The organism is Fibrobacter sp. HC4 (assembly GCF_023373925.1).
In the GTDB taxonomy this organism is placed as follows: Bacteria; Fibrobacterota; Fibrobacteria; order Fibrobacterales; family Fibrobacteraceae; genus Fibrobacter.
This window is the reverse complement of the sequence record NZ_JALCZV010000002.1, coordinates 122,329-141,663: the sequence shown is the minus strand read 5'-3', so window position 1 is coordinate 141,663 and position 19,335 is coordinate 122,329. Positions and strand designations below refer to the sequence as shown.

The following is a 19,335-nucleotide window of genomic DNA, read 5'->3' as shown; positions in this document are numbered from 1 at the left end:
TTGGTCCCCGAGTTTTTCGGGGGCTTTTCTCTTTTTTCTAAATTTGCGCCCACTATGAGTATTGCAATTCCCCAGCTGCCGAAAGGCACCCGCGATTTTTATCCTGAAGCACAGCGCATTCAGAACTATATCTTTGACACTTGGCGTAAAACCGCCGAAGAATTCGCTTACGAAGAATATGAAGGCCCCATGTTTGAACACCTGGAGCTGTACACCGGAAAGTCCGGCGAAGAAATCGTAAGCCAGCTTTACAATTTCGTAGACAAGGGTGACCGCGAAATCGCCCTCCGCCCCGAAATGACTCCGACTCTCGCCCGTTTGGTGATCCAGAAGGCCCGCGAACTGAAGAAGCCCTTCAAGTGGTTCTCTATGCCTCGCCTGTTCCGTTATGAAAAGGCTCAGAAGGGTCGCCTTCGCGAATTCTTCCAGCTGAACATGGACATCATCGGTACCGAAAGCATTTATGCCGAAGCCGACCTGATGGCAGCAATAGCCACCATGCTCCGCAAGTTTGGCCTGAAGGATGGGGAATTCGCCATTGGCGTTAGCTCCCGTAAGTTGCTGGCCACCTACCTGGACGAAATTGGCGCACCCAACCCGGCACAGGTCTACCCCGCCCTGGATCGCCGTCTGAAAATTGGTCCCGAAGCGTTTGCAAAGGCTTTGGCTGACGCTGGCCTCACAGAAGATCAGGTGGCAAAGCTTGACGCCTTCATGAGCTGCAAGTCCATCGAGGAAGTTGCAGCAGCAGTCCATAGCGAAGCTGCAACCGCAGCCCTTGACGAAATCAAGGACCTGTTCGCCACATTGGAAGCTGCCGGTTACGGCGAATGCGTGAACCTGGACCTTTCCATTGTTCGCGGTCTCGCCTACTACACTGGCATTGTGTTCGAAGTGTTCGACAAGGGTAAATCCATGCGCGCCATCGCAGGCGGCGGACGTTACGACAGCCTCACCGAAAAGCTGGGCGGCGACCGCATTCCGGGTGTCGGCTTCGGCATGGGCGACGTTGTGCTTGCAGACCTGCTCCGCGAACACAACCTGCTCCCCAGCCCCAAGCAGAGCGTAGACTTCTACATCGCAAGCTTCACCAACGACATGAAGAAGGTCTTTGAAGCAGCCCAGATTTTCCGCGCAAACGGAAATACGGTTTCCCACCCGCTCTCCTCCATGAAGATGGGCAAGCAGCTGGACCAGGCAAACTACCAGGGTGCAAAGATCGTTGTTTACGTTGACGGCGACAAGGCAGCCGCAGGCGAGTTCGAATACAAGGACCTCCGCGACGGCACCATGCACGTAGGCAACGTAGAAGCCATTAAAGCAGCACTGTAGCTTCGCAATTATGAATTATGAGTTATGAATTATGAGAAACCGCAAAAAAGCATTTGCCCACACGTTTTCTCTTTTTTCGTAATTCATTCTTCATTTTCTCGTACCTCGTAATTCATACCTCATACTTAACTACATGTCTCCTCTTAAAACCTTACTTAGCATCCTTAGCCTTTTCGTGGTCCTTGGCATTATTGCCATCGTTTACCCCGAAGGCGGAATTCATGTTGGCGATAAGACGCTCCGTTACCCCAAGCTGACGGACATTTTCGAGAAGGCTCCTGCCAAGGTCGAAGGCGACTCCTCTGCCGCCCAGGAAGATCCCGAAGCCGCCATCCAGGCCATGATGGAAGCAACCCGTCAAAAGGAATTCGCCGAATTCTCGGATTCTCTGAAGTTTTACGAGGACTTCTTCGAAAAGGGCAAGACCCGATTCGACCTGCCCAACAACGACGCCACCTGGTTCGACAGGTTCTTCTTGCATATGCAGTTGGCCGCCCTGGACAGCAACACCGTACACATCATTCACTACGGTGACTCCCAGCTAGAAGAAGACCGCATCTCTGCCACCATCCGCGAAGACCTGCAAGATGAATTCGGCGGTGCTGGCCCCGGCATGATGCCCGCCATGATGACCGTTCCTTCACAGACAACCAGCCACTCCAGTTCTGGCGCATTGGAACGTTTTATCTTGTTTGGACCCTCCGACGAAGAAGCGGACCACAGCCGTTACGGCCCCCTGGCACAGCTTTCTAAGCTAGATGGCGAAGCTTCCATTACCATCCAGAAGCGTAAGACTGGCCGCAAGAACGCATTCCCCCACGTTGGCGGTTACAAGAAGATCAAGTTGCTGGTGAACAAGAACGCCCGCATCAGAACCAAGCTGAACATCAGCCAGACTTTCGTAGACACCATCGTCAACGCCGACAGCACCATCAAGGAAAAGCGTTATTCCAAGATTGTGGAGATGCAGGCTCCCGCCATCGAAAAGTTCAACAAGCTGGCCGTGTACACCTGGAAACTCCCCGATACAACTTCCCTGGCCAAGCTCTACATTTCTGGTTCTGCAGAAATCTACGCCATATCTGCCGAAGGTTCTTATGGTGTGAACGTAGACAACGTAGCCATGCGCGGAAGCTCGGGTACAATATTCCACCGCATCGACAACGAACTGCTGGCCGAAAGCTACAAGGCCATGAACGCCCGCCTGATCATTATGGAATACGGAGGCAACATGGTTCCCGGCATGGGCTCCAAGACGGTTGAATGGTTGAAGAAGGTCATCACCCGCCAGATCCAGGCCATCCAGAAGGCCAATCCCGACGCCGACATTCTCTTTATCGGTCCTGCAGACATGGCCCGCCAGCAAGACGGAGAATGGCAGACCTACCCGGGCCTTGCCATTACCATCAAGACCCTCCGGGAAATCGCCCTGGAAAACGGTGTTGCCTACTGGGACATGCATCGCGTTATGGGAGGAAACGGATCCATGATGAAGTGGGTTCAGAAGGAACCGGCCCTGGGCTTTACCGACCACATTCACTTTACGCGCCGCGGCGCCGCCTATATGGGTGACCTGTTCTGTGCCGCACTGCGCATGCACTACGATTACTTCCAGTTCCGCGAACGCCATCACATTACCGATGAAAAGCTGAAGGACATTCATAAGTATGCCGACGGCGTGAAGGAAGAAAAGAAGAGAGCAAGGGCTGCCGCCAAGGCAGCTAAGGCTGCAAAGGCCAAGGCCGCCAAGGAAAAATCTTCCAAAGAAAGGGCTGCCACCAAGGGGAAAAAGTGATTCGCATATTCTTTACTTTACTTATAGTGTTAGCTGGTTTTACCTGCGGATTTTCAAAAGATCTGCCGATCGCCCCGGGTAGTTACCACATTGATTTTAGCAAGTACAGCTTCATCGATTCCACCTTGAACGTGATTCAGTTCCCCAAGGGGAACGCCAGTTTCGAACCGTTCTTCAAGAAGCTGGACACCCTGGTTTTCGAGAACCGCGGTCAGGTAAAGATCCTGCATATCGGCGGCTCCCATTTACAGGCCGACGTTATTTCTGGGCGTATCCGCGAACATCTGATCAAGGAATATCCCGGCGCCAGTGCAGGCCGCGGTTTCGTGTTCCCCTACTCCGCCGCAAAGACCAACACCCCTTCGACCTACGGCAGCGCCTACAAGGGCATCTGGAATCGCAATCGTAACATCCAGAAAGAAATCACCCGCCCGCTGGGTCTCCTGGGTATCGCCGTAAGCACCAGCGACCCCCGCGCAGAAATCAGCATCTTGCTGGACAAGTACAACAGCGAACCCATGTGGGGCGAAACCCGCCTGCGTCTGTTCGGCTACAGCGACAACAACGATGTGGTCCCCGTGCTCCGCGTCGACACCACTGACATCTATGGCGTCCAGGACACCGCAAGCCAGAGCTACGTGTTCACTTGCCCCCGCCCCATCGACACCATCCAGATTCAGTTCCGCTGGATGGACAGCCTGCAGCAGGCCGCCATCGCCAAGTTCATTACCGACTCCCTGTATCAGGATTCTATCGCCCGCGCTTCCGCCGACACCACCCAGAAGGATTCCGCAATCGCTTCTAGCGCATCGGCACAGCCGGCAGCAAACGTACCCGCCAACGTGGCACTGATCGCTCCCGACGCCCCCAGCGATTCCATGTTCCAGGGGGACTGCGACCTGCTGGATACCGCCTGCATGGCCAAGGCCGAAACAGTCGCCGCCAGCATGAGCAACAGCGAAGGTTTGCGCAAGTGTTCCGACGCCATCCAGGCTGCAGCCGCAGCCAACGAAGATTCCTCGAACGCCGTCAACGTCCACTGCATTCCCGACACCGAAATCATTCCCGATTCCGTCAAGAAGAATGCACGCCCCAACTTCACCTTGACCGGCATCCTTACCGAAACCGACAATCCGGGTATCACCTACACTGGCGTAGGCATCAACGGCGCCCGCGTCCACGACTACTTCGAAGAAGTCTGCCCCCTGCTGGAACGTCAGATGGAATTCTACAAGCCCGACCTGGTGATTTTCGCCATCGGCATCAACGACGCCAACGTAGAACATTTTAACGACAAGCTGTTCATCGAGGAATACGGCAAGCTCCTGGCCCGCATCAAGCGCGTGTCCCCCAATGCAGCAGTCATTTTCGAGACTAACAATGATATGTACCGCAAGGTGAAAAAGAAGCGCTACGTGCAGCACCCCAATGGCGATGTTGCCCGCAAGGCCTTCTTTACCCTGGCAGAAAAGTACAAGGCCGGTGTGTGGGATAAGTTCAGCCTCATGGGTGGTTTGGGTTCCATGTCCAAGTGGGAAAAGGCTGACCTTGCAAAATCCGACAAGGTCCACTTCAAGCTGGCAGGCTACAACCTGCTGGGAGACCTTTTCTACAAGGCCCTGATCAACGCCTACCAGGAACACATCGCAAATTTGCCCGCCCAGGAACCCTAACGAATTACTGAACGATGCTTGACTACGTTATTCCCTACTTAACCCGCACCTTCTCTTTCGACCCCAACAGCCCCCTGCTGTTTACCCAGTTCTATTTCTGGGGATTCTTCGCAGTGGTCTTTGCCATTTTGACTCTAGTTCACAAGCGCATACTTTTACGCAACGCCTTCCTGTTTGCCACAAGTATGTTCTTCTACTATAAGACCAGCGGCAGTTATGTTTGCATTCTCGCCTTCTGCGTCGTGGCTAACTTCTTTATAGGCAAGTGGATCGAATCTACAGAAACCCAGTGGAAAAAGAAAGTCTGGATGGTCCTGGTAGTGATTATCGACTTGCTGGTGCTGAGCTATTACAAGTACGCCTACTTCTTCCTGGATGTAATCTACGACATTTTCGGCATCGAACTTCACGTCTATAACTTCTTTGCCGCTGCAAGTAACGCCATGTTCGGCACCAATTCCCTGGTAGACCGAATCATCTTGCCTGTGGGTATTTCCTTCTTCACCTTCCAGGCCATCAGCTACTGCGTCGATATTTACCGCGGGAAGATCAAGGCCGTATCCAACATCCTGGATTTCGGATTCTACCTGACCTTCTTCCCCCAGTTGGTGGCAGGCCCCATCGTCCGCGCCGACAAGTTCGTCCCCCAGCTCTATAGAAAGTTCTTCTTGACCCGCACTGCCTTCGGTATCGCCGTGTTCTGGATTCTGAACGGCCTTGCCAAGAAGATCATCCTGAGCGACTACCTGGCCACAAACTTCGTGGACCGCGTTTTCGATACGCCGCTGCTTTTTACGGGCTTCGAAAATCTGATTGCCCTGTTTGCCTATTCCCTCCAGGTTTACGCCGACTTCTCGGGCTATACCGATATCGCCATTGGCGTGGCCCTGCTCATGGGTTTCCGCCTGCCCCAGAACTTCAACTCCCCCTACAAGGCAATCTCCCCCACAGAATTCTGGCGCCGCTGGCACATGAGTCTTTCTAGCTGGCTCCGCGACTACCTTTACATTCCCCTGGGCGGCAACCGCGGCGCAAGTTTCGGCACCTATTTCTGGATTGCCTTTATCGCCCTCACCGCCATCCTGCTTTCGGGTAGCGTCTGGGTGGGACTGGGAATCGGCCTGTTCTTTGTCTACATCGCCCTGTACGCCTATTTTAAGCCGGAATCCCGCAAGTTCATTACCACCAACATGAACGCCATGACCACTCAGATCATGGGCGGTCTGTGGCACGGAGCCAGCTGGAACTTCATTATCTGGGGCGGCCTTAACGGTTTCGGCCAGGTATTCAACAAGATCTGGGTCAAGCGCAGCCTCAAGTTCCGCGCCTTCGCCTCCTTTATCCTGTTTGCGGTCTCGGCCATCATTTTCAAGCGGGAACATATCGCCATTTTCGCCATTTCTGCCGTCTGGTTTGGCGTTATCTTCTTCGGCATCTACGCCGTCATGATTTTCCGCCTGTTCAGCGACAAGACCTTCGGCTGGCTCCATACCGCCTGGAACGTCACCCTGACCTTCGTGTTCATTACCTTTACCCGTCTGTTCTTCCGCGCCGGTTCCAACCTGGACCCCGCCGAAGCCAACGAAGTGGCATGGAACACCGCCAAGAACATGGTGCAGCAGATGGGTACCGCCTGGAAGCTGGAAACCATCCCGGCCATCGCCTGGGAACACATGAACATTATCTTGGTGTTCATTGCCGGTATGCTGATCCACTGGATCCCCAAAAAATACAAGAGATGGTACCGCCTGAACTTCGCCATGCTCCCCATCCCGGTCATGGTCTTGGCAACGGCCCTTATCATCTTCGTGATCTACCAGTTCATGAGCGCAGACTCCTGCCCCTTCATCTACTTCCAGTTCTAGCGATTTTCATTTAAGCAAAATCACACTTTGAGTCAAAAACACCGCTATTTGTGGTGTTTTTTCCGTTTTACGCGTCAAAGAACCATTTTTCTTACAATAAAAAGTTATTTTACAACCGATGAGTTTCCAGTATCAGATATGCGGTCTAATTATAATAGTGTTGATCCATGTGATCTACTCTACTCATAAGCGTCTGATGCTCCGTAGCGAAAGGGTGTTCAGCAGGGCACTTCGCATTACTACGGGAATGCTGATTCTCGACATTTTGAAGGTCTTAGCCATCCAGAATATGGATACTCTACCCCTGAACATGATCAAGGGCATGAGTAAAATCTACGAAGGGTCCATCATCCTCTGCTCGGGGACCGTGCTGATCTACCTGATGGCCAACATTCTCAAGAAAGAAGCCTATAACGACCTGAACAAGACGACCCTGGCCGTACTTCTGGCCGAAATCGTTCTAGCAGCCGTTCATACCACCCATATCGACCCCCGTGGATTTTCTTACGGACCGGCCATTAACGTGGGCTATGTCATTGTGGGCGTAAACTTCCTGGTCACCCTGTTTTTCCTGATCAAGAATATCGAAAAGGTGGAACGTCGTAGACGTTTTGGGATCCTGCTCTGGATTGCCATGTGGGTGGCCCTAGTCCTAACTCAGCGTTACGTTCCCCATATCATGCTTTCTAGCCTGGCCGTTGCGTTGGGCGTGTTGATCTTGTTCGTCTTGCTCGAAAAGCCGGAATCTAAGCTGGACAAGGAATATGGCTGTTTCAACTATTTCGCCTTGCTGAACTACCTGGACGAAATGCTGGAAATCAAGGCCCCCATCCACCTGATGTCCGTTTCATTGAAATCTTCAGGAACATTGACTGGTACCGCCCTGTACAAGGAAGCCTCCCACGCCCTCAGCGTCATGGAACGCATACCCGGCGTATGGGTTTTTAGAGGCATCGGCCAGGATTTTATTGCCATCGCCAGGACCAAGGAAGCCATTGACGACCTAGGCAAGGAACTGGAACGAGAAGCAGCCCTGATTCCCTACATTTCTAAACTGGCCCGATTTGTGCGCAGCGACAACTGCTCCATATTCAACAATGCCGTAGAAGTTCTGAGTTTCTTGAGTTTCGCCAAGACCTGCGACAACGAAAAGAGCCGAATTTTTACCACCAACGACAGTTTGGTTGAAGCTTATCATAACCGCAAGCAGCTTGAAATAGAACTGAATAACGCCCTGATCGAGAATCGCATCGAGACGTTCATTCAGCCCATCTATTCTGTTCACGACAAGCGAATTTCTTCTGGCGAGGCCTTGGCCCGAATCCGCACCCGCGACGGAAAGATCCTGATGCCCAGCGATTTCATTCCCGTTGCCGAACAGAACGGTTCCATTTCGGAACTGGGCTACAAGATTTTTGAACAGACCTGCGAATTCATCTCGAAGAACATGGACCTGTTGGATTACATCGAAATCAACCTGTCGGTGGTCCAGTGCGAAGATGAAGGCTTGTCTCAGAAGTTGATCGAGATTATGGACCGCTACCACGTTCCGCCTCAGAAGATCAACCTGGAAATTACCGAAACGGCCTCCATCGTGACCAAGCAGAAATTGCTGAAGAACATGGAACGTATGCTGGAACATGGCGTCACCTTCTCCTTGGATGACTTCGGAAAGGGCGAATCTAACCTGATGTACATGGTGGATATGCCGGTTTCCATTGTGAAGCTGGACTTCGACATGAGCAAGTCCTACTTCAAGAATGACAAGGCCAAGTATGTGGTGAACGCCGTAGAAGGAATGTCTCACGGTTTGAACATGAAGCTGGTGGCCGAAGGTATCGAGACCGAAGAAGAACTGCGCGCCATGGAAAAGCAACGCGTGGACTACATTCAGGGTTATTACTTCTCTAGGCCCCTGCCCCAGGATGAGTTTGTAGATTTCGTGCAGAACTACAACGCTAACAGGGATATGGAAGCCGGAAACGAAAAGGAAGATCCCATCGAGAAGTTTAGACCCGCATAAGGGTACTGCAAATTTTATATTTGTAGTGATGAATTCCTCCGAAAATAAAAGCCCAGAATCCAATCTGGAAAAGCGCCTGAAACGTCAGGTCATTGGCAAGCCCCACCGCTTTATGGCCGTGGTGCCTCTGGGATTTGAAGAGACTTTGGTGGAGGAGTTGAAGTACATCGGAGTGGAGTGCGTCCAGGATTGCACCGCTAATGGGAACTGCGCCGCAGGTATCAAGGTCGCGGGCGACGGCAAGGTGGAATTCACCGCAAAGATTACCGAAGCCTGGAAGGCCGTAGCCTACAGCCGCATTGCCAACCGAGTCCTCATGGAAATCGCCACCTTCAAGGCCGAGAACTTCGGACAGTTGGAAAAAGGCGTAGCAGCAGTGCCCTGGGAACTTTATTTAGGCGAGATGGGCGTTGTCATCCACGTCACTTGCAGGCATTCTCGCCTGTACCATAGCGACGCTGTCGAAGAACGCATCCGCAAAAACATCACCCCCACAGATCACGCTAGCGCGCCCCAGCACTTGTACGTCAACCTGCAAGACGACCGCTGCACACTCTGGCTAGACCTAGCCGGCGAAGAACTTTACAAACGCGGCCACGAACGCTTTGTGGCAGAAGCCCCGCTGAAAGAAACCATAGCCGCCGCCATGATCTTTGAAGCAATTAAGCTCCAGACTCCAGAATTTCTAACCACTAACCACCAACCACTAACCACTACCTTCATCGACGGCATGGCCGGCAGCGGCACCTTCTCTCTCGAAGCCGCCTACATCGCAAACGGCCTGATTCCCGGCAAGTGCAGGGACTTTGCCCTAAAGCATCAGCCCGCCTTTAAAGAAGGCACCTGGAACTTTATTCTAAAAGGACGTCATTCTGAAACAGCAGCGCCCTTACGTCATTCTGAAACAGCAGCGCCCTTACGTCATTCTGAGGAGCGGAGCGACGAAGAATCCACGACGAACCTTCTCTCAATTATTACCAGCGACATTTCGGAACGCCCCATCGGCATCATCAAGCACAATGTGGAAGTTTCGCCCCTGCCGGCAGACATTATCAACCCGCAACTGAAGGATTTCTTCAGCTACACCATTGATGACATTTGCGCAGTTCGACCATCCGCAAACGATACAGCCCGCGACATTGTGATTTTATTAAACCCGCCCTACGGCAAGCGCCTGGCATTTGACGCCCCCAAGCTGTACACAAAAATCGGGCAGAAACTTGACCAGCTGGGGCGCGACGCTCAATCCTGCGGCGCATCCATAACCGTAGCCATCCTCGCCCCGAAAGACGACACCCGTGGCGGCGCCCATTACACCTGCACAGAAAACCTGCTGAAAGCCTGCCCTGCCCTAAACCCAAGCAACAATCCCGAGGCAAAGCTCATCGAAACAAGTCACGGCGGCTTCAGCCTAAACGCAATCTTTGCAAGAATCTAACAAGCGTCCCAGCCTTTCAAATAAAATCCATTGACAAAAACATATATACTTTTGTATATTATCAATTGATGACAGGGTGGCAGGCCAGCCCACCTAAGACAAAAAAGAACGGCCATTGGATGAATATCCGCGTTTTGTATATCCTACAGAACGCGGATTTTTTGTTTTAAGGAAAAATAATGAACGAAATAAAAACTGTTGTCCTGAAAAAAGACTTCTATGAGAAGCACAAAGAACACAAGGAAATCCTTTCCGACAAGGACGGGCGCCCCTACCTTACCTTAGTTGTGGAATGTAAGGATAAAATGTTTGCCATTCCATTTAGAACAAATCTCAAACATAAATTTGCGTTTTATTTCTACACTTCCCAAAGAAAAGATGAGGAACAAAAAGGGACTGCCTGGTATTGATTATACAAAGGCCGTAGTCATTCAAGAATCAGACATTGAACGAAACAGCGCTGTTGATAAAAAAGAATGGCTAGAATTAAAGAGAATTTAGAAACTCACTGGATTCTTCGCCCCTGGGGCTCAGAATGACAATCGAGAAATATTGCGATATACTATATTTTCCTCGTTCAAATTTTATAGAATCGGCGCAGTCCCGCCCCGCATATACGGAACTGCGCAATTTATGAGGTAACATTATGCCGAAACTTCGTTCGTTGAAGACTATGGAAGGCCGCGAAATGGCCGGTGCACGTGCCCTTTGGCACGCAACAGGTACCAAGGTGGAAGACTTTGGCAAGCCGGTGATTTGCGTTGTTAACAGCTACACCCAGTTCGTTCCGGGTCACGTTCATCTGAAGGACGTGGGTCAGATCGTTGCCCGCGCTATCGAAGCCGCCGGTGGTGTTGCCAAGGAAATGAGCACTATCGCCGTGGATGACGGTATCGCCATGGGTCACGACGGCATGCTTTACAGCCTCCCCTCTCGCGACCTCATTGCAGACTCTACCGAATACATGGCCAACGCCCACCGCGCCGACGCCCTGGTCTGCATCTCCAACTGCGACAAGGTGACTCCGGGTATGCTCATGGCCGCCATGCGCCTGAACATTCCTGCCATCTTCGTTTCTGGTGGCCCCATGGAAGCTGGTCACGTTACCACTAAGGACGGCAAGGATCGCGCTCTTGACCTGATCGACGCCATGATCGATTCTGCAGACAACTCCGTTTCTGATGAAGAAGTTGCCGCTATCGAAGCTAACGCCTGCCCCACTTGCGGTTCCTGCTCCGGCATGTTCACTGCAAACTCCATGAACTCCCTGACCGAAGCTCTTGGCCTTTCTCTCCCGGGCAACGGCACCATCGTTGCAACCCACTCCGAACGTAAGAAGCTGTTCGAAGCAGCCGGTAAGCGTATCGTGGAACTTTGCCACAAGTATTACGACGAAGGCGACGAAAGCATCCTGCCCCGTAGCATCGCTACCATGGACGCCTTCGAAAACGCAATGCGTCTGGACATCGCCATGGGCGGTTCCTCCAACACCGTGCTCCACCTCCTGGCTGTGGCTCAGGAAGCCGGCGTTGACTTCACCATGAAGGACATCAACCGTCTCTCCCTGAACACTCCTTGCATCTGTAAGGTTGCTCCCACCGTTCACAACATCCATATTGAACAGGTGAACCGCGCTGGCGGTATCATGGGCATCCTCGGCGAACTGGACCGCATGGGCCTCATCCACAAGAACGCAAAGACTGTTCACGCAGCAACCATGGGCGAAGCTCTTGAAATTAACGACATCGTCCGCGGCAACGCAACCGAAGAAATCAAGCAGCGTTACCTGGCAGGCCCCGGCCGCAAGTACAACCTGGTCGCTTTCAGCCAGAGCACCTACTACGAATCTCTGGATCTGGACCGCGAAAAGGGCGCAATCCGCGATGGCGCACACGCCTACACCAAGGACGGCGGTCTCGCAGTTCTGTACGGCAACCTGGCTCAGGACGGCTGCATCGTGAAGACTGCAGGCGTTGACGAATCCATCTGGAAGTTCACCGGTCCCGCCGTTGTGTTCGAATCTCAGGAAGACGCCGTGAACGGCATCCTTGGCGACAAGGTGAAGGCTGGCGACGTTGTGGTTATCCGTTACGAAGGTCCTAAGGGTGGTCCGGGCATGCAGGAAATGCTGTACCCCACCTCTTACCTGAAGAGCCGTCACCTGGGCAAGAGCTGCGCTCTCCTTACCGACGGTCGCTTCTCTGGTGGTACCAGCGGTCTTTCCATCGGTCATGCTTCTCCGGAAGCTGCCAACAAGGGTAACATCGGTCTGGTGGAAACTGGCGACGTTATCGAAATCGATATCCCGAACCGCACCATCAACGTGCAGCTCACCGACGACGAACTTGCCGCACGACGCCAGGCAATGGAAGCTCGTGGTGCCAAGGCATGGAAGCCGGTTTCTCGCGACCGCGTAGTCTCCAAGGCTCTGCAGGCATACGCCGCCATGGCAACTTCTGCCGACAAGGGCGCAGTCCGCGACCTGTCTCTCATCGGCGTAAAATAAAGGAACATGGCGCGGGCCGCACCCGCATACAGCCTAGCTAAAAATCCCGACGGTTCAAAATGAACCGCCGGGATTTTTTTGCATTCCCCTTCTGCGAATAAATCGCAGGCAAAGCCTGCGACGAAATGTGCATCGCACATTTCAGCGGGGGTTCTAAGGGGGGAGTGCCCCCTTACGTCATCGCTTACTCATTAGGCGTAGCAGTTCATCGGTCACTTCGCCCCACATGTCCAGCACCACCTTGCCAATGGCAGGATCGTACATCTTCCCAAGATTTTTCTCGATCTCTTCGCGGCAGAAATCCAGGGACATGGCATCACGATAGCAACGTTTACTGGTCATGGCGTCGATGGAATCCGCAATGGCAATAATGCGGGAACCCAGCGGAATATCATCACCAGAAATTCCTTCCGGGTAGCCTCTACCATCATAACGTTCATGATGATGCATCACAATATTCACCAGTTCCTGGGTATAGTTGGACTGCATCAAAATCTTGGCACCGATAGCCGGATGCTGTTTAATCGCGGCGAACTCATCATCAGTTAGCTTTCCCGGCTTGCCGAGAATAGCATCGCTAATTCCCACCTTACCAATATCGTGGAGAATGGCCGCATCAGAAATCATCTTCAGGGAACTGTCAGAAAGTCCGAGAGCTTTTGCAAACTTAATGGAAAGTTCCTGCACTCGGTCGGAATGATGGGCAGTGTATGCATCCTTTGCTTCTTCGATGGAAATCAGGCAAGACACCAGTTCTCGCAAATTCTGATTTTCGCCGTAACTATCCGCATGATGAGACGCACTCTTATCGCGATACATATTCAAGTCGGCATCCATTTTCCAGTCGCTTATGGACTTGCGCATGCCGTAATCATTTTTCAAACGGCTTTCACCTACAGCCATCGAAAGCCTGTACAGGGCGGTCTTGTTGTAAGTCTCAACCGCATTGCGAAGGCGCTTCTGCAGCTGGAACATCTTTTCTTTGCCGGCGTCTGCAACAACCACAAATTCATCGCCGCCAATTCTAAAGCAATGACCCGAAGCACCGAAGGCCTCTGTAACGGTCTGGGCAGCTGCCACGATCAAGGCGTCACCAGCCAGATGTCCAAAAGTATCGTTGGTATACTTCAGACCGTTCACGTCGATCATGAGCATCGACCAATCCGAAGGAGCATTCCCCTCGGAATCAATTCGCTTTAACAGGGAATCAAAAGCCAACCTGTTTTCAAGCCCGGTCAGGCTATCCCTAGAAGCAAGGCCCTTCAGCTGCTGGTTGTACACCTGCAGCTTGCTGTTGATTTCTTCCAGTTCGAAGGAAGTCTCGCGAATGAAGGTCGCCATTCGTGCGGCCAGGGGCAACTTGGTGGAACGAGCTTCATGGCGCTTGAATGCCGAAGCCTGCAATCCCTTGCCGGGGCCCTCTCGCATAGCCGCAATCACAAGGGTAATGTTATGCTGATTCAAGTGGAACTTCTCACGCAGGAATTCACCGTGGGAGAAAAATCCCGTGCTATGGGCGATGCACTTAAAGGGGAAAATTTCGTAGGTCGGTTCCTGGGTGGCCCAGAAGGCCTTGCGGGCGGCACAAGAAAAGATATGCAGCACGTCAGGATTAAAGACCTTGATCTTTTCGCTTTCTTGCCTAATGGATTCCAGAATGGTTTGAGGTTCTCCATAGGAAAGTCTAACAATAGAACCCACCTGTACATCGGAACTCATGTTGATGGAACCGTCCGGATTGCTGGAAGCAGGAGCGCGGACAATGGTGGTTCCGTTATGTTCGTACATAATGGGGAAATCCAGCGCATTCATAAAGAAATTGCTGTCGTTGTTGATGTTCAAATACTTGTGGTAAACATCGAAAGCGGGAATGCCGCTCAATTCGTGGAGAACACTTCCGTCGGACTTGGTCACATGGAAATTACGTCCGATAGGTTTCCATCCGCTGATCTTGATGGACTCCACAATAAAATCTTCGCCGCCGAAAAAGAGGATAATCAGACCGTTGGGGTTATAACCGCCGACAGAAGAGAACACGCAGGAATCAGAACTGCTTAAATCCGTAGAGCAGACAATGCCGCCAAACATCTGGATATCGGGACGCAGACCATCCATGCCTTCGCAGAAATTTGTAGAGGAGTTGGCCGAAATGGTACGGTACATTTCGATAGCCTTGACCCACGGATTTTCATTGGCCTCGGCCACAATGCTCTGGGTAATTTCGCGGGCCGACATCTTGGACATGTCGTACTGTAAAAGTTTGAACTGGGTCGTGGGCTTTTCAAAAAAAGTAACCGCAATGGTAATTTCGGCAGCAGCATCGCAGTCAACGATGTTACCGCTAGTGGAATTTCCGAACCAAGGCACACCGGGGAATACTTCCTCGATGATCGTCCAGATAGGCTGCAGCTTGTGCGGGCTCAGAACCGTTGTGAAAATCTGGATGTACATCCTAGGCAATTCAGTTCCGTTCCCAGTCATGGGCAAAATCGCCTTCAGGACTTCCAAATTGTTCCGTAATTCCTCGTCACCCTTGTAAGATATGATTCTCTTCTGCATCGAAAATGTAATTCCACTTTAAGATATTTATTTCTTACAATATATGTTAATAATATACACCTAGGCAAACGGAATTTCACAACGCTTACATTTTTTTAAAAATTCTATATTCCAGTTCGTTACAAGATGAAATTAACTTGCGCCTAGATTAAGGCCAAAGAAAAGCGAGATTATTTATGAGTGATCAGAAGGATTCGCTCCAGAAACCGTTCATGAACTCCAAGAAGGTGTTCGTTTCCGGCAAGATTTTCAATGATATCAAGGTCGGCATGCGCGAAATCCAGATTGAAGATCCGGATTTTACCTCTGTTACCGTCTATGATACCAGCGGACCCTACAGCGATGCCGACGCCAAGATCGACGTAACCAAGGGTATCGAACGTTTCCGTGAAAGCTGGATTAACGAACGTGGCGACGCCGAACAGCTGGACGACATGACTTCTGCCTATGGCCGCGCCCGCCGTGAAAACCACGAGCTGGACCACCTGCGCTTTAGCGCAGAACACCACCCCATGCGCGCCAAGGCTGGCCACAAGCTGACCCAGCTGGACTATGCCCGCGCAGGTGTCATTACCAAGGAAATGGAATACGTGGCTATCCGCGAAAACCAGCGTATTGACGAACTGGTGGCCGCAGGCAAGCTGAAGGCAAACGGCAAACCTATTACCGCCGAATTCGTCCGCGACGAAATCGCCGCCGGCCGCGCCATCCTTCCGGGCAACATCAACCATCCGGAATGCGAGCCCATGATCATCGGCACCAACTTCCTGGTGAAGATCAACAGCAACATCGGGAATTCCGCCATTACCTCTTCTATTGAAGAAGAAGTTGAAAAGATGGTCTGGTCCGTACGCTGGGGTGCAGATACTGTGATGGACCTTTCCACCGGCAAGCACATTCACGAAACCCGCGAATGGATTATCCGCAACAGCCCCGTACCTATCGGAACCGTGCCTATCTACCAAGCTCTAGAAAAGGTGAACGGCAAGGCCGAGGAACTGACCTGGGAACTTTACCGCGACACCCTGATTGAACAGGCTGAACAGGGCGTGGACTACTTCACCATTCACGCAGGCCTTTTGCTGGAACACATCCCCATGTGCGCCAAGCGTACCACCGGTATCGTTAGCCGAGGCGGTTCCATTCTCGCCCTGTGGCAGATGAAGCACAACCAGCAGAACTTCCTGTATACCCACTTCCGCGAAATTTGCGAAATTCTGGCACAGTACGACGTAGCCGTCTCCCTGGGTGACGGTCTCCGTCCGGGTTCTCTGGCCGACGCCAATGACGAAGCCCAGTTCGGCGAACTGGATACTCTGGGCGAACTGACCAAGATCGCCTGGGAATACGGCGTTCAGGTGATTATCGAAGGTCCGGGTCACGTGCCTATGCACAAGATCCAGGACAATATGGCCCGCCAGCTGGAAAAGTGTCACGGCGCCCCCTTCTACACTCTTGGACCTCTCACTACCGACATCGCTCCCGCCTACGACCACATCACTTCTGCCATCGGTGCAGCACAGATTGGTTGGTACGGTACCGCCATGCTCTGCTACGTGACCCCCAAGGAACATCTGGGCCTCCCCAACCGCGACGACGTTCGTGCAGGCGTTGTGACCTACAAGCTGGCCGCCCACGCCGCAGACATCGCCAAGGGCCATTTTGCAGCCCAGTTCCGCGACGATGCCCTGAGCCGTGCCCGCTTTGACTTCCGCTGGAACGACCAGTTCGCATTGTCCCTGGATCCGGAAAAGGCCATGGAATACCACGACGCGACTCTGCCCGGCAACCAGGCAAAGTCCAGCCATTTCTGCTCCATGTGCGGCCCTAACTTCTGCAGCATGCGCATTACCCGCGCCATCCGCAACTTTGTGGCCACCGGCGACATCGGCGATGTCTAACAGAAAATCCAAAGCGACGCCGAAAGGCAAATTCTAACTTTGTGTAAAAAAACGAGTTCCCGTACATTCGGGAACTCGCTTTTTTATATCTTTTCAGCATGATCAAAGATTGCATTCAACTCGCCATTTCCATCGTCAAGATTTGCGTCGTGCAGATTCTGACCTGGACCTATATTCTGCCGTTGTTCTATTTCTTGAAGGGTATGCTTGAAGTGCGCCCCTTCAATTACCTCAAGTCCCTGAACTGGATCGTGCTCCTGGGCATTGCCGCCTTCTGCGTGATCCTCGCCATCGTAAACAATATCCGCGTCGAAGATTCCAAGTCTGTGGAATGGATCGGAAGCCAGGAAATCCTGGAAAAGCCGGCAGACATTCTGTAAGGGGGCCATATGGAAAAGTTTACCAAGAAGACCGCAATTTCTCTGGCACTGCTGATTGTCGCCTCCATTCTTGTCGCTTTCGGCGTTGCAGAAATCTCGTTCCCCGAAACCTTCCTGACCGTTACCGACAAGGATTGGATGATCGATATCTGGCCCAAGTCCTACCGCTATAACATTCATGTGGGTCTGGGAGCCATCATCGTGGCAGCAGGCCTCTGCATTCCCGCCTACAAGCTTCACAAGGACTTCGCCATCCGCGCCCTGGAAACCTTGTTCCGCGTGGGCATTGGCGGCATGTTCATTTTCGCAAGTATTTTCAAGATCCAGGATCCTCACCAGTTTGCAACGCTGGTGGCTCAGTACCAGTTCTTCTCCACCCTGCACCTGGATTTCATCAACAACTTCTTCGCCCTGGTGTACCCGCAGTTTGAACTGTGGTTCGGTCTGGCCATGATCTTTAGCCCCTTCGTCAAGGAAAGCGCCTTCGCTATTTTCTGGATGTTCGTCAGCTTCATTATCGCGCTGGCTTGGGCCCTGGGCAACGACCTGGGCATTACCTGCGGTTGCTTCGAACTGGAAGATGGTGACGCTCACGACAAGGCCGAAGCCTGGACAAGCCTTATCCGCGACCTGGTGCTGATCTGGCCCACCCTGTGGCTTATCTTCCGCAAGAACAGAAGCCTAATCAAGGTCTGGACAGAAAAGAAGTAAGTGCCGAAAGCACACAATTCTTAAAGGAATTCATAGAGCAGTGGAGCAAAAGTTCCGCTGCTCTTTTTTCGTCTACCACATTTTCGCCGGCGATGACGCGGTCAATTACCTTGGCGTAGGCTTCGGCATCGGTAGGCGGATCAATCAGAGGAACAACCCCTTCCAGGTTTTCTTTTACCGCAGAGGTGGCTGCACACAGGGCAGGAGTTCCGCAGGCAAGAGATTCAATAGGAGGCAGGCCAAAACCTTCTAACAAAGAGGGGTATACCATCAGGTCGGCATGGCGGTAAAAGTCCCGCAGTTCCGTTGCGTTCAGGCGTTCAAAATGGTAGACGTTATAAAGCTTTTTAACGTTAATGATTTCGCGGAGTCGTTCCGAAAGTTTACCCACACGGACAAAGGCCACATCGGGGCGGAGCCTTGCCGTTTCAAAATAAGTGTCGATATTCTTGCGGGGTTCATCAAGGCTAACGTTAACGCACATGCCCTCGAAATTACGCATACCGTGCTTGCGACGGAATGCCTTTTTATCGTCGGCAGTAATTGCCACTTCGGGCTTGTTAAACAGATCCTGGTCAATGGGGCAACCGATTACAGAGCCGGGAGCACAGGACATTTTCTTGCCAAAGTGAGCCGCAGCCTGTTCACGAGTCCATCCAGAATTATAGACAAAAGAATCCGCCTTGACGGTTGCACGGATATAGAACAGGTTCAACAGGATAAACTTGGCACTTGTGGGGTAAAGGGTTTCTGCAAAGGTATCGTGAACGAACATGACTGTACGTCCGTCATTCTTGCAAGCCTTTAACGCCGACTTTGCCACCGGCACCAGAAAACCCAACTCCGGTCGAATAAAGAAAACCACATCCGGCTGCACCGCCTTAATCGCCTTCTTTAAAGGACTGCGGAAACTCATGAATCCAGTATAGAGCGACTTGGCCCACACTTCGTGAGAAGTATAGGAATCCGGCGACACCACTGCAGCGGCACCTTCAGCCGACTTGGCCGCATCCGGGAAGAACTTGGGTGTCTTTAACCACAGCACATGGGTTTCAAACTCCGGCGTTACCGCCTTCACCAAATTCAAGGTTAGACGTCCAAAACTGGTACACTCATTCTTATCGCAAACAAAAAGGATTTTCTTCACAACGT

Annotated in this window: 13 protein-coding genes; 11 read left to right on the top strand and 2 right to left on the bottom strand. The window is 52.1% G+C overall.

Annotation, left to right across the window (positions count from 1 at the left end; genetic code table 11):
• The first annotated feature begins 54 nt into the window (after window positions 1-54).
• The 8 genes from hisS to ilvD all read left to right on the top strand — a co-directional run bounded on the left by hisS (window position 55) and on the right by ilvD (window position 12,632).
• Entirely contained in the window at window positions 55-1,332 is a 1,278-nt protein-coding gene (gene hisS / locus MMG03_RS01840) for a histidine--tRNA ligase (RefSeq protein WP_249505497.1), read from the top strand.
• A gap of 133 nt (window positions 1,333-1,465) precedes the next feature.
• Window positions 1,466-3,127, top strand: a complete 1,662-nt coding sequence (locus tag MMG03_RS01835) for a GDSL-type esterase/lipase family protein (protein ID WP_249505496.1) — start codon at window positions 1,466-1,468, stop codon at window positions 3,125-3,127.
• 26 nt (window positions 3,128-3,153) lie between these two features.
• Window positions 3,154-4,800: a GDSL-type esterase/lipase family protein gene (locus MMG03_RS16010; protein WP_249505495.1), complete on the top strand. Its 1,647-nt coding sequence runs from the start codon at window positions 3,154-3,156 to the stop codon at window positions 4,798-4,800.
• A 14-nt stretch (window positions 4,801-4,814) separates the two neighbouring features.
• On the top strand, window positions 4,815-6,665 hold the full coding sequence (locus tag MMG03_RS01825) for an MBOAT family protein (protein ID WP_088658515.1): 1,851 nt from the start codon (window positions 4,815-4,817) through the stop codon (window positions 6,663-6,665).
• Window positions 6,666-6,834: 169 nt separating this feature from the next.
• On the top strand, window positions 6,835-8,688 hold the full coding sequence (locus MMG03_RS16005; protein ID WP_158236641.1) for an EAL domain-containing protein: 1,854 nt from the start codon (window positions 6,835-6,837) through the stop codon (window positions 8,686-8,688).
• A 28-nt stretch (window positions 8,689-8,716) separates the two neighbouring features.
• Window positions 8,717-10,126: a class I SAM-dependent RNA methyltransferase gene (locus MMG03_RS01815; RefSeq protein WP_249505494.1), complete on the top strand. Its 1,410-nt coding sequence runs from the start codon at window positions 8,717-8,719 to the stop codon at window positions 10,124-10,126.
• 179 nt (window positions 10,127-10,305) lie between these two features.
• A complete protein-coding gene (locus MMG03_RS01810) occupies window positions 10,306-10,536 on the top strand; it encodes a hypothetical protein (RefSeq protein WP_249505493.1) in 231 nt (76 codons plus the stop codon).
• A gap of 236 nt (window positions 10,537-10,772) precedes the next feature.
• Window positions 10,773-12,632: a dihydroxy-acid dehydratase gene (gene ilvD, locus MMG03_RS01805; protein WP_073235233.1), complete on the top strand. Its 1,860-nt coding sequence runs from the start codon at window positions 10,773-10,775 to the stop codon at window positions 12,630-12,632.
• 177 nt (window positions 12,633-12,809) lie between these two features.
• On the opposite strand, the gene MMG03_RS01800 is transcribed toward ilvD, so the two are convergent.
• Window positions 12,810-15,191, bottom strand: a complete 2,382-nt coding sequence (locus tag MMG03_RS01800) for an HD domain-containing phosphohydrolase (RefSeq protein ID WP_073160632.1) — start codon at window positions 15,189-15,191, stop codon at window positions 12,810-12,812.
• Window positions 15,192-15,367: 176 nt separating this feature from the next.
• On the opposite strand from MMG03_RS01800, the gene thiC reads away from it, so the two are divergent.
• The 3 genes from thiC to MMG03_RS01785 all read left to right on the top strand — a co-directional run bounded on the left by thiC (window position 15,368) and on the right by MMG03_RS01785 (window position 18,183).
• Complete coding sequence (gene thiC, locus MMG03_RS01795) at window positions 15,368-17,092, top strand: phosphomethylpyrimidine synthase ThiC (protein WP_101479329.1); 1,725 nt, start codon at window positions 15,368-15,370, stop codon at window positions 17,090-17,092.
• 98 nt (window positions 17,093-17,190) lie between these two features.
• Complete coding sequence (locus MMG03_RS01790) at window positions 17,191-17,472, top strand: hypothetical protein (RefSeq protein ID WP_073160628.1); 282 nt, start codon at window positions 17,191-17,193, stop codon at window positions 17,470-17,472.
• Between the two features lie 9 nt (window positions 17,473-17,481).
• Window positions 17,482-18,183 (top strand): MauE/DoxX family redox-associated membrane protein, encoded by a 702-nt coding sequence (locus MMG03_RS01785; RefSeq protein WP_249505492.1) that lies wholly within the window; start codon window positions 17,482-17,484, stop codon window positions 18,181-18,183.
• On the opposite strand, the gene MMG03_RS01780 is transcribed toward MMG03_RS01785, so the two are convergent.
• Window positions 18,158-19,330, bottom strand: coding sequence for a glycosyltransferase (locus MMG03_RS01780; protein WP_073160624.1), 1,173 nt, complete (start codon window positions 19,328-19,330; stop codon window positions 18,158-18,160). The genes MMG03_RS01785 and MMG03_RS01780 overlap by 26 nt on opposite strands.
• Window positions 19,331-19,335 lie beyond the last annotated feature (5 nt).

Bases quoted from the DNA above. Each gene is read 5' to 3' on its own strand.
- hisS (WP_249505497.1), top strand. From the start codon at position 55: ATGAGTATTGCAATTCCCCAGCTGCCGAAAGGCACCCGCGATTTTTAT.
- MMG03_RS01835 (WP_249505496.1), top strand. From the start codon at position 1,466: ATGTCTCCTCTTAAAACCTTACTTAGCATCCTTAGCCTTTTCGTGGTC.
- MMG03_RS01825 (WP_088658515.1), top strand. From the start codon at position 4,815: ATGCTTGACTACGTTATTCCCTACTTAACCCGCACCTTCTCTTTCGAC.
- MMG03_RS01815 (WP_249505494.1), top strand. From the start codon at position 8,717: ATGAATTCCTCCGAAAATAAAAGCCCAGAATCCAATCTGGAAAAGCGC.
- MMG03_RS01810 (WP_249505493.1), top strand. From the start codon at position 10,306: ATGAACGAAATAAAAACTGTTGTCCTGAAAAAAGACTTCTATGAGAAG.
- ilvD (WP_073235233.1), top strand. From the start codon at position 10,773: ATGCCGAAACTTCGTTCGTTGAAGACTATGGAAGGCCGCGAAATGGCC.
- MMG03_RS01800 (WP_073160632.1), bottom strand. From the start codon at position 15,191: ATGCAGAAGAGAATCATATCTTACAAGGGTGACGAGGAATTACGGAAC.
- thiC (WP_101479329.1), top strand. From the start codon at position 15,368: ATGAGTGATCAGAAGGATTCGCTCCAGAAACCGTTCATGAACTCCAAG.
- MMG03_RS01790 (WP_073160628.1), top strand. From the start codon at position 17,191: ATGATCAAAGATTGCATTCAACTCGCCATTTCCATCGTCAAGATTTGC.
- MMG03_RS01785 (WP_249505492.1), top strand. From the start codon at position 17,482: ATGGAAAAGTTTACCAAGAAGACCGCAATTTCTCTGGCACTGCTGATT.